Source organism: Streptomyces malachitofuscus, from assembly GCF_055571035.1.
The window spans coordinates 1-14,988 of the sequence record NZ_JBVIGA010000002.1 but is presented as its reverse complement, the minus strand read 5'-3'; the positions used below and the strand labels follow the sequence as shown (position 1 = coordinate 14,988).

Sequence of the window (14,988 nt, the reverse complement as noted above, 5' to 3'; positions counted from 1 at the left end):
CACCTGCCCCACGGCTCAGGACGCCCCCTCCGGAAAGAGAGCACCCCCCCCTGTCGCAGATCGCTCCGGTGGTGGATCCTTCCCCGAGGCAAGTCCGTCCCCGAGCCCGGTCGAACCGTTCATGAAGCGACGCACCGCACCGCAGGGAGCCGCCGTGACCGCCGTCCTGACCCTCCGAGCCCGCATCCGGCTCGTCCTCGCCGTCCTCCTCCTCATCCTCGTGCCCACCACCCCCGCACTCGCCGCCGCCCCACTCCGAACGGACACTCCGACCGTCGCCCCCGGTGCCGCGGGACCGCACGGCGCCGAGGTCGTCGCGGTGACCCAGGTGGCGGACCGCCAGCTCGACCTGACGGTCCGCTCCGCGGCCCTGGGCGGCCGGACGGTCAACGTCCGTCTCCTCACCCCCGACGGCTGGAACCCCGCCGACCGACGCCGGCACTGGCCCACCTTCTGGCTCCTGCACGGCTGCTGCGGCGACTACACGTCATGGACCGCCAGGACGGACGTCGCGGCCCTCGACAGCCTGCGCGACGTGCTCGTCGTCATGCCCGAGGCCGGCTGGAACGGCTGGTACAGCGACTGGTGGAACCACGGCGAGGGCGGCGACCCCGCCTGGGAGACCTTCCACACCGTGGAGCTGCGGCACCTCCTGGAGCGCGACTGGGGCGCCGGCCGCAACCGCGTCGTGGCCGGTCTGTCGATGGGCGGCCAGGGGGCCCTGCTGTACGCCGCCCGCCACCCCGGAATGTTCAAGGCCACCGCCGCCTACTCCGGCTCCGCGCACCCGCTGCTCAACGACGAGTCGGTCGACCGCATCATGGGCTTCTTCGCGGGCCAGGGCAACGACCCACTGCGCGTCTGGGGCGACCCGGTCGCCCAACGCAGCATCTGGCAGGCGCACGACCCCTTCCACCTGGCCAAGCGCCTCAAGTACACCCCCGTCTACCTCTCCTGCGGAGACGGCACCACCGGCCCCCTGGACGCGCCGGGCAGCACCAGCGCCCTGGAGGCCGACTTCAACCGCCAGAACCACGCCCTGGCCGCGGAGCTGAGGCGCGTCGGCGCGAAACACCTGACCACCCACTTCTACGGCCCCGGCACGCACGCCTGGCCCTACTGGGAACGCGAACTGCACGCCTCACTCCCGATGTTGCTCGGGGCGCTGGGCGTGCACCGCTGAGGCTCGAGGATGCATGGGAAGGACCGGATGCTGCGGTCGGAGGAGGGACTTGGCACCATGGGGTGCGCAAACCCGCTGCGGACAGCGCCTGATGGCACGCGGGCTTCCATGGCGATGTGTGGGTGCCGACCCGAGGGGGAGTAGTGGCGGACTGGATCTACATCCTCAATCCGAACAAGGACACGCTCGACGAGGAGCCGTCGGACAAGGAGACGATGCGCCGACTGGCGGAGGAGGAGCCCGCACTCGAACTCTGGCTCAGCCGTCGCAACCGTATGGAGATCGGCGACCGCCTCTGGTTCTTCTTCACCCACCCGGAGTCGGCGGTCGCCGCCGTTGCCGAAGTCGACAAGGAGCCCTGGGACGACCCGGAGGACCCCGAGGTCTCCTACCTGGTCGGCGCGACCCTTCTCAACGATGCGACGCAGGCGCTGTGCCGCGCCCCCGTGAGCCGCGACGAGTTGGGGCTCGGGCAGGTGCGGTCGGTGCAGAAGGTGAAGCCGGGGGCGCTTCCGGTGCTGCTGGAGCGGGCGGGCCTCTGAGACAGGGCAGCGGCGGTGGTCCCTGCACGCCTACTCAGCCCGCGAGGGCCGCGGTGATCTGCCGCGTGGTCTGGGCGGCGATGACCGGATTGACGGCGGCGTAGGAGGAGTAGGCGTTCAGACCGGTGGCCAAGGCCCAGCCGCGCCCCCGCAGCCAGGTGGCTTCGTCGACGCCGAGTGCGTCGCGGAAGACGGCCCGGCTGTCGGCCGTCATCAGCGTGAAGGCGATCATCAGGTCGGGGGCAGGGTCACCGACACCGAGACCGCCGAAGTCGATGACGGCGTTGAGGCGTCCCTCGCGAGTCAGCAGGTTTCCGGTGTGGAAGTCGCCGTGGAACCAGACCGGGGGACCGCTCCACCCCGGGGCGTTCAGCGCCTCGTCCCACAGTGCGGTCATCGCGGGCCCGTCGAAGACGGAGCCGAGTCGGTCGATGGCGAACCGCGTCGCGCGGTCCCGGTCGGACAACGGCCGGCCGGTGAGCTCGTCGGGGAGCTGAGCGACGGACAGGTCCTCAGGGGCGAACCGCTGCAGGGCGGCCAGGAACCGCGCCAGCGCGACGGCGGCCGTCGCCGAGTCACCCAGGGCCTCGACGGTCGCCACCTCCCCGTCCAGCCAACGGGACACCGCCCACGGCCACGGATAACCGAAGTCCGGCTCGCCCACGCCCACCGGTGCCGGGATCGTCAGGGGCAGGTGCGGGGCGAGCCGGGGCAGCCAGTGGGATTCCTTCCGTGCCTGCCCGATCGCACCGGCGTGACGGGGCAGCCGCACGGACAGCTCGTCGCCCAGGCGGTAGATCACATGGTCGGAACCGGCTGGGTCGAGCAGGTCCAGTGGCAGTGTGGCCCACTGGGGGAACTGGGTGTCGACCAGGCGCCTGACCAGCGCCTCATCGATCTCGGGCAGGGTGTCCGCGACGTCAGCGGTTGCCAAGGCGGCTCCTGTGGTCGGCCCGCTGCGCACGGCGGGCGGTCACGGGCCATCACACCGAGGGGAGCGTCGGTCTGTCGAACGCTTTTCCCGAGCACCGCTTTCGATGACCTGTTCGCGCGCGCGGAGGTAGGCGTCCAGTTCCGAGGCCCCGGCGAGCATCGCCCGTCCACGGGCGGACAGCCGGCCGTGCCACTCGCGCAGCGTGTCCTCCAACGGCTCCAGTCCGCCCGCCTCCCGCACCTGCGCGATCAGCGGGGCGATCTGCTCCAACAGGTGACCTCCGCGCCGGAGTTGATGCGCCAGCCGTGCGTCGCGCACGTCGGCGTCGTCGTAGACCCGGTACCCGGTCACCGGATCTCGGCGCGGGCGTACGAGTCCGGCGTTCTCCCACTTGCGCAAGGTCGCCGGCCGGACCCCCAGCTCCTGGGCCAACGGGCCGATGAACGTACGACCGGAGCGGGGCGTGGGGGTGTCGCGCTCGGACCGCCTCTCCGACGAGAGGGCGCGCAGAGCACTCTCCACGGCCTGAAGCGTGCGCCGGTCCTCGAGCAACTCGGCGTGGCTCTCGTCGATCAGGCGCAGCGCGTCGTCGACCGCACCCCGGTTCGCGGCCTGCATGACCGCCGTCGCCGTCCGGTGACTGTGGGCGGGCACCAGAGCGAGGAAGGCACTGAGGGCCTGCGCGTGCAGCTCCGTGTAGGTGCGATAGCCGTGGACCGTGCGGCCGGCAGGGGGAAGGATGCCGGCCTCCTCGTAATTCCTGACGGCCTGCGTGGACAGACCGTGGCGTCGTGCCAGGTCGACCGGCCTGAGCTTCCCGACACTTTGAAGGTTACGCCCCATGCCGCCCGCCACTGTCCCGCACAAGTTTCCACCGAAAGTTCAACGATACCGTTGAATCCATGGCAACCGACAGCAAGGACTTCGCCCGTTCCGTCGACGCCGCAGCCGTGATGAAGCTGCTTCCGTCCCGCCCACAGGTACTGGCCCTCGGAGAGCCCACCCACGGCGAGGACGAACTGCTCCACCTACGCAACGGGCTCTTCCGGCAGCTCGTGGAACAGCAGGAGGGCTACCGCACGCTCGCGCTCGAAACCGACTGCCTGAGGGGCCTGGTCGTGGACGCGTACGTCACCACCGGGACCGGCAGCCTCGACGACGTCATGGAACACGGATTCAGCCACGGGTGGGGCGCGTCCGCGGCCAACCGCGCACTCGTCCGCTGGATGCGGGAGTACAACGAGGAGCACCCCGCGTCCGAGCAGCTGCGCTTCGCGGGCATGGACGGCCCGCTGGAGATCACCGGTGCCGCGAGCCCGAGGCAGAGCCTCACCGCCCTCCACGACTACCTCGCGGCGCACGTCGACCCGGACCTGCTTCCGTGCACCGCGGACACGCTCGACCGTCTGCTCGGCACCGACGAGCCGTGGACCGACGAGGCCGTGATGACCGACCCCTCCCGGTCCGTGGGCCGGTCCGCCGAGGCCAAGGAACTGCGGCTGCTCGCCGACGACATCGTCGCGCTGCTCGACACACAGACACCCCACCTGCTCACGGTGACCTCACGGGACGACTGGGACCGGGCGCGCCTGTACGGGCGTACGGCCACCGGACTGCTGCGCTACCACTTCTGGATGGCCGACCCCTCACCCGCCCGCATGACACGCCTGCTGGCCACGCGGGACGCGATGATGTCCGGCAACCTCCTCGCCCTCGCCGCGCGCGGCCCGGTACTGGTCCACGCCCAGAACAGCCACCTCCAGCGGGACAAGAGCTCGATGAGCATGTGGGACCATCCGCGCCTGGAGTGGTGGAGCGCAGGCGCCCTCGTGAGCGCGCACCTCGGTGACCAGTACGCCTTCCTGGCCACCGCGCTCGGCACGATCCGGCACCGCGGGGTGGACGCACCGCCCCCGGACACCCTCGAAGGGTTCCTGTACGCCCTCCCAGAGGACCGCTGCGTCATCGACCCCGCCCGCCTGTCCGCCGCGCTCGGCGACACGAGCCCCGCGCTCCGGGTATCCCCGTGGTTCGGCTACGCGCCGTTCGACCCGGCTCATCTGCCGCGCACGGACGGGATCGTGTTTCTTGCGGATGTGGCGGAGAGCCCGCGCCCGTAGGCGGTCGGCCTCAACGCGGTCGGTGAGGTCGCGCGTGGTTCAGGCGGCGTGCGGTCGGGCCCCGGAGCCCGGCTTCGCGGTGACCTCGTCGGGGGCCAGAGCGGTGTGCCCCTGCTCGCACTCGACCACCACGCGTACGGGGGTCCCGCACTCCTCGTGCCGCAGATCGAGGACCGGCCCCTCCCCTTCCCCCATGTGCGTCTCGCCCCACTGCTTGAGCGCCACCAGGACGGGCCACAGGTCCCAGCCCTTGCGCGTCACGCGGTATTCGTGGCGGACACGGCTGCCGGGCTCCTGGTACGGCACGGCGCGCAGGACGCCCGCGGCGGTCAGCTTCCGGAGACGGTCGCTGAGGACGGCTTCCGACAGGCCGATGTGGCGGCGGAACTCGTCGAAGCGGCGGACTCCGTTGCAGGCGTCGCGCAGGATCAACAGGGTCCACTTCTCGCCGACCACGCCGAGCGTGAGTTGGACCGGACAGTTCTCCGTGCTCGTCTCAAGCCACTCCATACCGCCATCGTAGAAGCCTGACTTCGTGATTGACAGCCAGCTGTGACACGGCTAGCTTCGCTTTCGAAAGTCAGATCGGGAGGAGCTGGGCTGTGGGACGGACGCGCACGTACGACTGGGAGGATCCCGCGGTCTCGGCCGCCGCCGTGGGACTCTCCTCCGGGCTGGACTTCCTGCGTGAAATGCAGGCCGGAAACCTGCCCGCGCCGCCCGTGAGCCGGACGCTGAGCATGAGCCTGGACGAGGTGGAGAAGGGACGCGCGGTCTTCTCCCTCCTCCCTGGCGAGGAGCACTACAACCCCATCGGCAGCGTGCACGGCGGGATCTACGCGACCCTGCTCGACTCGGCGGCGGGCTGTGCCGTCCAGTCCACCCTGCCGCCGGGCATGGGCTACACCTCACTCGATCTGAACGTGAAGTTCCTCCGACGGATCACGGTGGACACCGGCCGGGTCCGCGCCATTGGCACGGTCGTCCACGGCGGCCGCAGCACTGCCCTCGCCCAGGCCCAGTTGCTCGACGCGACGGACCGTGTGCTCGCCCACGCCACCAGCACGTGCATGCTGTTCCCGCTGCCCGGGGCCTGACCACGGCGCGGGCGCCCGCGCCGGCCCCGCGGACGACTGACGTGCTCCAACGGTGGCAGCCAACGTGGTGGCCGGCCGACGCCATGTGAGCCGGCCACCTGCCACGAACACTCCCCGGTTCCTTCCGGCCGGGCAGACGCGGGTGTGGGCGCGCCTACGCCGCCGCGGGCTGTGCGGGGAACACGAGTACCGAGCCGTCCTCGTCACGGGCGATCTCGATCGCCACGTCCGTCGCACGGCCGTCGACCACGACGCCGTCGCCCAGCCGGCGAATCCGGTGTGCCGCGCGCATCAGACGGTCGACCTCGGCGGTCGTGAAGACGGGCCGCAAGCCCTGCGGGCGGGCCAGTTCCAGCGTCGACAGACGGACCAGCACACCGGCGATGCCCGACTCCAGCTCGTCGAGGCGCTGCTGGTCGGCCTTGAGCGCGCGGGTGAAACTCTCGAACAGGTTGCCGGGGTCGGACTGGGCGTGCTCGACGGCCTGGAGGACGACGACCCGCCGCTTCAAGGCGATGGCCAGGGAGGCGAGTTCGAGGTGGGCGCGGAAGATGCCGCCGTTGTCGTCGATGCCGGGGAACGCCTTGGTCAGCGTGCCGAGATCGACGGGCTCGCCCTCGGGCAGCTTGTCGAGTGCGCTCCGCCACTTGGCGAGGCGACGATCGGCGGCGCCCAGCGCCGAGTTGATCGCATGCACGGCCGAATCCAGACCCAGCGAGACACCGGGCTTGCCCTGATCGAGCAGAACGGCGGTGGCTTTGCCGATGGCGTCGCGGCAGCCGTCGAGCGCGCTGTGCTCCTGTTCGAGCTCCCGCTCCTGCAGTTGTTCCAGCAGTTCCGTGATGTGGGCGATCGCCTGCTGACGCCGGCCGTCGGCGTGTGCGCTCACCCCCACCGCCACGGCCATGAGGACGAGCGGCGCGGCCACGGTGAGCGCGACGCTGCCGCCGACCGCTGCCCCGGCTGTCGCACCGGCTCCACCGACCGCGCCCGCAGCCGCCGCTTGACCGGCCGGCACGAAGGTGCAGCCGCCGGCGATCTTCCCCGCCGAGTCCACCAGCGGGCCGCGGATGGCACCGGCCGCCCCTTTCGCCGCCATCGGGCGGAGGAGGCCCTGACCGACCCGGGCGGCGACCTTCGCCGGAATGACCATGCGGTACAGGCCTTCGCCGACAGCCGTCGCTGTCGGCGCCGACGAGGAGGAACCACGCGCTGACTGAGTGATGAGCTGCGACAGATGCTGGGCCAGGGGACTCGCGGCATCGAGCGGGATGCCTCGGCCTCGGTCGAGCTGGTCGGGCAGCGGGTGCACTTCGAGCGTGGCGATCGGCTCCTCGGCCAGTCCGGCCAGCACCGTGCGCAGTTCGGCCAGGCGCTCAGCCGTCATCGGCCCGTCACCGGTCAGCGCGGGCACCCGGACATCACCGGTCGCCAGCGTCCACACCGGAATCGTGCCCTTGCGGTCGTCTGTCATCGTCTCCCCTTTTTCTTCGGCGCCAGCCTACGGTCGCCCTCCGCGGGGAGAGGCATGAACCGTGGCTCGGCGCGGTAGGCCGGTCAACTGCCGGTACGTGCTGCGCGAACGTGATCGACGAACTGGCGGAGCGAGTCGGCACTGTGGAAGACCCGGTAGTCCCCGGCCTCCAGTGCGGCCAGTTCCTCAGCAGAGGTGTCCGGAGCCAGGACCACGGGCGTCCCCACCTCCTCCTGCAACCCCTGTGGCCAGTACGCGGCGGCGACGACGACCGCGGCTCCCGTACGGGGATCACTCACCTCGCTGTCCAGCTCGGGCCTGGCGAACCCGGCCTCGTCGAGTGCCGTCAGCAACTCCGCGAGACCTGGGACGTCTGCTTCGGGACCCGTCTGCGCACCGGTGGCCACGGGTGTGGACTGACGGGGAATGAGAACCGACGCCGACTGGGCGACGTCCAGCGGGGAAGGCCCGTCGTGGAGGGCCTGAAGGAATTCGTTGGCCGCCCGGGCGAGGAGTTCACGACGCGCGGTCAAGAAGTGCGTGTAGTTCTCGACCTTCCAGAGGTCCCTGTCCAGGGGAATCCACTGGGACGACAACGCGCCCGGCATACGGTCCTCGATCTCCGCGAGGTATTCGGCGGGCCTCTGGGCGCCGACCTTCAGGTTGGTGTCCTGGGTCAGGAAGCAGAAGTTCGCGACGGCGTTCACCTCCGCCCGGCTGTACCCGTGTTCGTAGAGCCGCGCCCGGGGGAAGATGTGGTGGACCTGCAGTGAGCTGAGCCGGCCGAGCATCCCGTCCCGCAACGGCACGCCGCTCACGAAGTCCTGAGCACCGTAGACACGGGTCAGCATGTACAGGAGCGGATAGAAGCGCGCACCCATACTCGCCCCGACGAAGTCGTCCGGCCTGACGACGAGTTGGCCCCCACGGCTGCGACGCAGCACGTCGACCAGTCCGTCGACGCCACGTTCGTCGAGAGCTTGAAGGTCCTGGTTGAGGGCGGTCTCGGTGGCAGCGCCGTGGCGGCCCCAGAGGAAACTCTGCACGTACCAGTGGAAGAGCCGGTCACGGGTCATCGCGTCGGGGAACGCACCGCCGTGATGGTGCAGCAACCGGCTCATGACCGGGAAGGCGACACGACCACCGAGGACGCGACCGTGATCGAGCCCCAGCCGCCCGCCGAGAGCGTTCAGGAGGTAGGAGATGCTGTCGACGGTCTCCGCGAGCCCGATCCTGAAGTCGGACACCGGTACGTCGGCCAGTTTCGAGAACTGAGCCTCACCGGTCAGCACGGCGTTGACATTGCGGAGCAGCCAGTCCAGTTTGAAGTCGAACCCGGCCGCCGACCATGTGCTCAGGGCCTCGTTCATCCGGGGGCGGGCCTCCGGCCAGGCCGCGCAGATGGCAGCCAGGGCCAGATCGCCCTTCGAGAGCTTGGTCCCGCCGGAATTGACCCGGTTGAAGATGTCCACCACGACGTCGATGCCCTTGTCGTCGCCGGTGACCTCGTCGACATGGACGTTGCGGTCCTTGATCTGCGTAATGCGGTTCAGCCGCTCGATGTAGGTGGCCTGGAGCTCCGCATCACCTGCGGCGAGTTGGGTCACCGCCAGCAACTGGCTGCCGAGGCCGCCCTGGAAGAGCGCTGTCACGTCGACCCACACCGGATGGCCCTTCATCTTCGCGGGCGCGTAGAACTCGAAGGCCTCCGTGTTCAGGTTGAAGTGGAGACCGCTCAGGGTGTCGGCCTTGCCCTCGAAGAAGCGCGGTGGTCTGCCACGCGTCACTCCGTACAGCGTGGTGACCCGCTGCTGACCGTCCAGCAAAAGGTGGATCGTGCCGTCCTGCGCCGTTCTCTCGCCCCGGGTCTGCGCCGTCTCGGCCTTGGTGCTCCAAGTGAGGAATCCGCCGATGGGGTAGCCCCGGTACAACGACTGGAAGAAGCCGCGCACTTGGTCGCGTGTCCATACATAGCCGCGTTGGAACTCGGGCAGCGCGATGTCTCCGGTGTCGACCTTGTCCAAAATCTGCGCGATGTGCACGTGGGCTCTGCCCCTCTCGGGTCCTGCGGCCTGGTCCGTCCGTATGGGTGCGTGACGGAAATTAGCATTTGGCGCGTTGAGGTAGGAAAATGCCGATCACTGAGTTGACGTGCTGGAAAAAGCGGAGTAGCGCGGCGCCGACGGATCAGACGGTGGTTGCTCCGACCTCGGTCAGGAAGGCACTTGGAGTGCCCGTCCAGGACACGGCGAGGCTGTCCCGCGCGCGCGTGCAGGCCACGAACAGCAGGCAGCGCTCGGACATCAGGTCCGTCTCGTGCTGCTTGGAGTCCACGTCGGACGGCGTGACCGCCTTCGCGAACGGCAGCGCCTCGTCATTGACGCCGATGACCGCGACGCAGCGGAACTCCAGCCCTTTGAAGGAGTGCATGGTGCCCACTCGTACGCTCGTCCCCCCGCTGTCGGCGGCATCGGCGGAGCGGAGCTTCGCCGCGGGGATGCCCGCGTCCTTGAGACGCGCCACCGCCTTCGCGCACGTCTTGTTGAACCGGGCGCTCACCCCGATCTCCCCGCCACCGACGCCCGCGTCCATCCACGCCCGCACCTGGTCGACGAGTGCGTCCAGTTCCGCTTCCTCGCTCGCAGCGCCCCGCACCACCGGGCCCTCGCCGTGCAGGGCGGAGCGATAGCCCAGCAGGGTCTCGTTGCGGCCCTCGTCCTCCAGCTGGGCGATCGGCCGACCGACCAGCAGGGCCGTGGACCAGCGCAGGATCTCCTGCGTGCTGCGGTAGTTCTTGCGGAGCTTCACCGACCGCCCGGTCACCTTGATGCCGAGCGACTTCAGCGACACCTTCGAGTCGTAGATCCGCTGATGCGGGTCGCCCGCGATGAACAAGTCGTCCGGCCGGGCCGGAACGGCCGCGCGCAGCAGCCGCCACTGTGCCGGATGCAGGTCCTGCGCCTCGTCCACCACCACGTGCCGGTACTGCGGTCCCTTCGCCTCCAGCAGCCGCGCCGCCTCCGCGCACGTCTGGAGCCAGGTACGGCACCCGTCCGCCGCAAGCCCGGCCGTGAACCGTTCCACGGTCTCCCACACCAGCGGCCGCTCGGCCGCCGTCAGTCTGCTGCCGCGCCCCCGCCGGTCCGCCGCCTCGTACTCGGCCAGGGTGGTGATGCCCTGAGCGAGGACGACATGCCGGTACTCCTGCGCGAGGAACTGCGCGCTGCCGGTGAAGCCCGTCGCCTTCGCCGCCTTGCCCCACCGGCTCACCTCCTCGTTGCTCATCAGCGGCCGCAGAGCCACCGCGTCCGGCGCCTCGGCGACGACACGGCTGGCGAAGCCGTCCACCGTCGAGATGTCCACCCGCTCGCGCAGCTCCGGGTCGTCCACGAGGGACTCCAGGCCCGCACGGAGAGCGTTGGCAAGCGCGTTCGTGTACGTCGTGAGCAGGATGCGGTCGCCGTCGCGCAGATGCCCGAGCAGGTGCTTGACCCGGTGCAGCGCGACCACGGTCTTGCCCGTGCCCGGCCCGCCGGTGACCTGCGCCGGCCCCGAGTACGACGCCCGGTAGGCCACTTTCCGCTGCGAGGGGTGCAGGAAGACCCGCCAGGCCGCGAAGGGTTTCTCGAGGATGTCCCGCAGTTCCTCGGGGGCCGTCACGAGCGCGATACGGGCCCGGGTGTGCTGGATCGCCGTCTCGTAGTCCCGTGTGTCCACGGGCTGTGTGGATGCCTGGAGGGCGGGCGCGACGATGTCCTGCCAGACCTCCTCCACCGTGCACCCCGCGGCGAGATACTGGAGCACTTCCCGCTGGTCCTGCGGCAGCAGCGGCGCGAAGACGTCCAGTTGCTCCTGGTCGACGAGCGACCGCGCCTGCCGCAGTGTCTCGGCGTCGATGCCGAGCGCGGTGAGGTCCCCGTCGGAGAACTTCGCGAACAGCCGCGGCTTCGGCGACGACTCCGCCACCCGCTCGTACGCCGGCGTGATCTCGTCCAGGGTCGCCGCGTCCCGGATCTCCACCGCGCGCGTGACCTCGTTGATGCTGGACTTCTGCTTCATCGCCCAGGCGATGGCCTTGTCGTGCGGCAGGACCCGCAGCAGGACGAAGGTGTCCCCGGTGGGCGGAGCGAGCACCACACCGCGCCAGAACTGGTCGATACGGATCGTCCGGATCTGTTTGTCCTTGGCCTTCGACAGACTTTCCAGCTTCAGCCCTTGGTCCTTGAACAGCTGATCGAGGGTGAGCCGGTCGAACTTCTCCCAGGCGTCCAGCACCCCCTTCCTCACCGGCGGCTGGAGCTTGGGGAGTTCGGTGAAGAAGCCGATGTCGAAGGCGAGTCGCGGCATGGGTGGATCCTAGTCGTCCGTGCGGGCGGGGACAGAGACGAAGGCCAGGTCAGGGAGAAGATCCCGATGCACCGCCGTCGAGATCCAGACGGATCACCGCCAGGGTTTCCGCCACCTCGGCGGTCAGCTCGTCGTCCGGGCCGTACACCACGCACAGGTCCGCGTGCAGCGGCTCCAGGACGTCGTACGCCTCCGCCGCCCGCTGCTGGGCCAGCAGCAGCATGCCGATGTCGCGGCGCAGCTCCACCGCGTTCGCGCTCACGTCGCCGTCGACGGCGCGGACGGCGTCGAGCACGCTGTTCAGACCGGCCAACGCCTCCGTGACCTGGCCGAGTTCACCACGGCAGCGCGCCGCCTGGGCGCGGCTGTCCAGGGCTTCCTGACTGCTCGGGCCACCGACGCGCGCGTAGGCGTCGGCGAGCGCCTCGAACTCGGGCAGCGCCGCCCGGTGGTCACCGGCCAGTTGCCGGCTCACCGCCCGCCAGGTGCGCAGCCGCAGGACCGCCCTGCTCTCCGAGCCCAGGGCGCGTGCGGCCGGCTCGATCATCTCGTCCACCACCTCGGACGCCTGCGCGTACCGCTCCTCCTCCATGAGGGCGACGTAGTGCGCGTACACCTCACGGATCTGCTCCCGGAGCGCCTCCCGCTCGGCCGCGGGGACGGCGGGCGGCGCGTCCGGCGCGGCGGCAGCGGACTCGGCCGGCCGCGCGCTCCCGGTGGCGCTGCGCGAGCGGGGCGCGTAGGGCCGACGGAAGATGCCGGTCGGATCGGGCGCCCCGGCGGGACCGGCCTCCGCCGGAGCGGATTCCGCACCGGGTGCCGGCAGGAACGGCCGGAGCCGCTCGTACACCTCCTGCACGTCCGCCGGCCGTGACTCGGGCGCCTTGCGCAGCAGGTGAAGGACCAGTTCCTCCACGGCCTCCGGTACGTCGGCACGCACCTGCCGCAGCGGCACCGGAGCCGCGTTGACATGCTGCATCATCAGCTGCCACTCGCTGTCCCCGGCGAACAGCGGCCGACCGCAGAGCAGTTCGTGCAGCACGCAGCCGAGCGCGTACAGATCCGTGCGTGGCGTGACCCGGGCGCCGCGCACCTGCTCCGGTGCCATGTACTGGTGCGTCCCGATCGGACTGCCGGTCGCCGTCAGCTTGGTGACGTCCGTCCGCAGAATCGCCGCGATGCCGAAGTCCAGCACCTTCACCGTGCCGTCCCGGGCGACCAGGATGTTGCTCGGTTTCAGGTCACGGTGGACGACGGGCACGTCGTGCGCGTACGACAGCACGGTCGCCACCTGCGCCGCCACGGACACTGCCCAGCTGAGAGGGAGGGGCGGTTGCTGGTCGGGCCGCACGTACGCGGTCAGCGGGACGCCGTCGACCAGCTCCATGACGAGGAACAGTTGCTCGTACGACTCGTCCAGCACCGCGTCGTACACCTGCGGCACACCCGGGTGCTGGATCCGCGCGGTGACGCGAGCCTCGCGCCGGAACCGCTTCTCGAACTCCTCCGCCAGGTGCGGGGACGTCACCGCCTGCGGCCGGATCAGCTTCACGGCCACCGGCCGGTCCAGTACGGCGTCGTAGCCGCGCCAGACGTCACCCATACCGCCGTGGTTGAACTGCTCCAGCAGTTCGTAGCGTCCCGCGATCCGTCGTACGCCGTCCGGCACCAGGTCCCGCCCCCGCTCGCGTCGAGTGCCCGAAGAGGTCTGCGCTGTGGTCGGGGATCAGTCTTCCGGGCGAGGGCGTGTGCGTCCAACCAGGACGGGTGCTGGTTGCGTGATCAGGTCAGGCGGGGTAAGCGGTGCACTCCGCCCAGACGGTCTTGCCCGGTCCGCCTCCGGCACGCGGCGAGCAGCCCCAGCGGTCGGCGAGCGCGGCGACGAGCAGCAGACCGCGCCCGCTCTCACCGTCCTCCGGTGGCGTGGTGGGGAGGTGGGGGAGGCGTTCGTCGCGGGTGTCGGTGACCTCGATCCGTACGGTGCGGGCGGCCGGGTCAGCGGCCAGGCGCACGTGGAAGTCCCGGCCCGGGACGTGCCCGTGCTGTACGGCGTTGGCACACAGCTCCGCGGCCACGAGCGTGACGACGTCGTGCGCGTCGCTGTCGTACGGCACGCCCCAGGCGTCCAGGCAGTGCTCGCACATGCGCCGGGCGAGGCGGGCGCCGCGCGGGGTGGAGCTGAAGCGCATTGCGAACTGGTGCACCGTGAGGGGTGATTGTGTGACGTTCATGCACTCACGGTGGCGTCCTGTGGCATAGCGTGACCAGTGGTGACGCGCTGCTTCCAGGGGTTCGTACGGGGTGGCGCGGGCGCTGTACGGAACGGTACGCGGGGAGCGGCGGCAAGGGTGGTGACCGGGGTGCGGGACGAGGAGACGACGGTACGGCAGCAGCGGCGGCCGGAGGATGAGCCCGGGACGGGCGTGGTGACCGCGTTCGGACGGCAGTTGAAGCTGCTGCGGACGCGGGCGGGGATGGAGCGGGCGGAGTTCGGGAAGCGGGTGGGGTACTCGGGGGAGACGGTTGCTTCTATTGAGCAGGGGAGGCGGATTCCGCAACCTCAGTTCATCGAGCAGGCGGATGAGGTGTTGGGGGCGGGTGGGGTTCTTACGGCGTTGAAGGAGGAGGTGGCGAAGGCTCAGTACCCGTCCTTCTTCAGGGACGCGGCACGGCTTGAGTCCGAAGCCCACGAGCTCTTCCTCTATGCCGTACAGGCAGTACCGGGGCTTCTCCAGACCGAGGAGTACACACGCGCTTTGCTTGCCATGCGGCGACCGCTGCTGGACGAGGACACAATCGAGCAGCGCGTCTCGGCACGGCTGTCGCGTCAGGAAACCTTTGCGCGTTGGCCCGCGCCTCTGGTGAGTTTCGTCATCGAAGAGGCCGTGCTGCGCAAGCCGTTCGGCGGCCGGTCGGTGCTGCGCGGCGTGCTCGAGAACATCCTGGTCATCGGACGCCGACGCAACGTCGAGATCCAGGTCATGCCGAACGACCAGGAGGACAACGCTGGTGTTGATGGCCCCTTCACGCTGATCACGCCGAAGAAGGGCGAACAGATCGCGTACTTGGAGGTACAAGGTCGCAGCATCCTAGTCACTGACCGGAACGAAGTGCGGTCCATCTCTGCGCGTTATGGGATCATCCGAAGTCAGGCTCTCACTCCGCGAGAGTCCCTCGGATTCGTAGAGAAGGTGCTGGGAGAATCCCAATGACATTGTCAAGCGGGGGCGGTGACGTCCCGTGAGGGCGTCATGCCGCTGCGGCACTGGTCCTGGGCATGGCTGTCTCGAA

At 70.0% G+C, this 14,988-nt stretch carries 13 protein-coding genes; 5 read left to right on the top strand and 8 right to left on the bottom strand.

Features of this window, described 5'->3' with window-relative positions; genetic code table 11:
• Positions 1-121: 121 nt before the first annotated feature.
• Both ACZ44S_RS02600 and ACZ44S_RS02595 read left to right on the top strand, forming a co-directional pair.
• Positions 122-1,183: an alpha/beta hydrolase gene (locus tag ACZ44S_RS02600; RefSeq protein ID WP_466923701.1), complete on the top strand. Its 1,062-nt coding sequence runs from the start codon at positions 122-124 to the stop codon at positions 1,181-1,183.
• A 143-nt stretch (positions 1,184-1,326) separates the two neighbouring features.
• On the top strand, positions 1,327-1,725 hold the full coding sequence (locus ACZ44S_RS02595) for a hypothetical protein (RefSeq protein WP_466923697.1): 399 nt from the start codon (positions 1,327-1,329) through the stop codon (positions 1,723-1,725).
• A gap of 34 nt (positions 1,726-1,759) precedes the next feature.
• Here the strand turns inward: ACZ44S_RS02595 and ACZ44S_RS02590 are convergent, their stop codons facing one another.
• Positions 1,760-2,659, bottom strand: coding sequence for an aminoglycoside phosphotransferase family protein (locus ACZ44S_RS02590; RefSeq protein ID WP_466923694.1), 900 nt, complete (start codon positions 2,657-2,659; stop codon positions 1,760-1,762).
• A gap of 39 nt (positions 2,660-2,698) precedes the next feature.
• Positions 2,699-3,502 carry a TioE family transcriptional regulator gene (locus ACZ44S_RS02585; RefSeq protein WP_466923691.1) on the bottom strand — a complete coding sequence of 268 codons (804 nt, stop codon included), beginning with the start codon at positions 3,500-3,502 and terminating at the stop codon, positions 2,699-2,701.
• A 59-nt stretch (positions 3,503-3,561) separates the two neighbouring features.
• Between ACZ44S_RS02585 and ACZ44S_RS02580 the strand changes: the two genes are divergently transcribed.
• Positions 3,562-4,779 (top strand): erythromycin esterase family protein, encoded by a 1,218-nt coding sequence (locus ACZ44S_RS02580; RefSeq protein ID WP_466923689.1) that lies wholly within the window; start codon positions 3,562-3,564, stop codon positions 4,777-4,779.
• A 39-nt stretch (positions 4,780-4,818) separates the two neighbouring features.
• Here the strand turns inward: ACZ44S_RS02580 and ACZ44S_RS02575 are convergent, their stop codons facing one another.
• Positions 4,819-5,289 carry a winged helix-turn-helix transcriptional regulator gene (locus ACZ44S_RS02575; protein WP_466923686.1) on the bottom strand — a complete coding sequence of 157 codons (471 nt, stop codon included), beginning with the start codon at positions 5,287-5,289 and terminating at the stop codon, positions 4,819-4,821.
• Between the two features lie 92 nt (positions 5,290-5,381).
• On the opposite strand from ACZ44S_RS02575, the gene ACZ44S_RS02570 reads away from it, so the two are divergent.
• Positions 5,382-5,876: a PaaI family thioesterase gene (locus ACZ44S_RS02570; protein WP_466923683.1), complete on the top strand. Its 495-nt coding sequence runs from the start codon at positions 5,382-5,384 to the stop codon at positions 5,874-5,876.
• A gap of 154 nt (positions 5,877-6,030) precedes the next feature.
• Here the strand turns inward: ACZ44S_RS02570 and ACZ44S_RS02565 are convergent, their stop codons facing one another.
• The 5 genes from ACZ44S_RS02565 to ACZ44S_RS02545 form a co-directional block, all read right to left on the bottom strand.
• Positions 6,031-7,350: a hypothetical protein gene (locus ACZ44S_RS02565; RefSeq protein WP_466923679.1), complete on the bottom strand. Its 1,320-nt coding sequence runs from the start codon at positions 7,348-7,350 to the stop codon at positions 6,031-6,033.
• Positions 7,351-7,433: 83 nt separating this feature from the next.
• The gene (locus ACZ44S_RS02560; RefSeq protein WP_466923676.1) at positions 7,434-9,392 is read right to left on the bottom strand and encodes a GmrSD restriction endonuclease domain-containing protein; all 1,959 of its coding nucleotides are present in this window, start codon (positions 9,390-9,392) and stop codon (positions 7,434-7,436) included.
• 145 nt (positions 9,393-9,537) lie between these two features.
• The gene (locus ACZ44S_RS02555; RefSeq protein ID WP_466923673.1) at positions 9,538-11,697 is read right to left on the bottom strand and encodes a UvrD-helicase domain-containing protein; all 2,160 of its coding nucleotides are present in this window, start codon (positions 11,695-11,697) and stop codon (positions 9,538-9,540) included.
• A gap of 49 nt (positions 11,698-11,746) precedes the next feature.
• On the bottom strand, positions 11,747-13,300 hold the full coding sequence (locus ACZ44S_RS02550; RefSeq protein WP_466924359.1) for a serine/threonine-protein kinase: 1,554 nt from the start codon (positions 13,298-13,300) through the stop codon (positions 11,747-11,749).
• Positions 13,301-13,484: 184 nt separating this feature from the next.
• Complete coding sequence (locus ACZ44S_RS02545) at positions 13,485-13,928, bottom strand: ATP-binding protein (RefSeq protein WP_466923671.1); 444 nt, start codon at positions 13,926-13,928, stop codon at positions 13,485-13,487.
• 117 nt (positions 13,929-14,045) lie between these two features.
• Here ACZ44S_RS02545 and ACZ44S_RS02540 point away from each other — a divergent pair, with 117 nt between their 5' ends.
• A complete protein-coding gene (locus ACZ44S_RS02540; RefSeq protein ID WP_466923668.1) occupies positions 14,046-14,909 on the top strand; it encodes a helix-turn-helix domain-containing protein in 864 nt (287 codons plus the stop codon).
• The last annotated feature ends 79 nt before the right edge of the window (positions 14,910-14,988 follow it).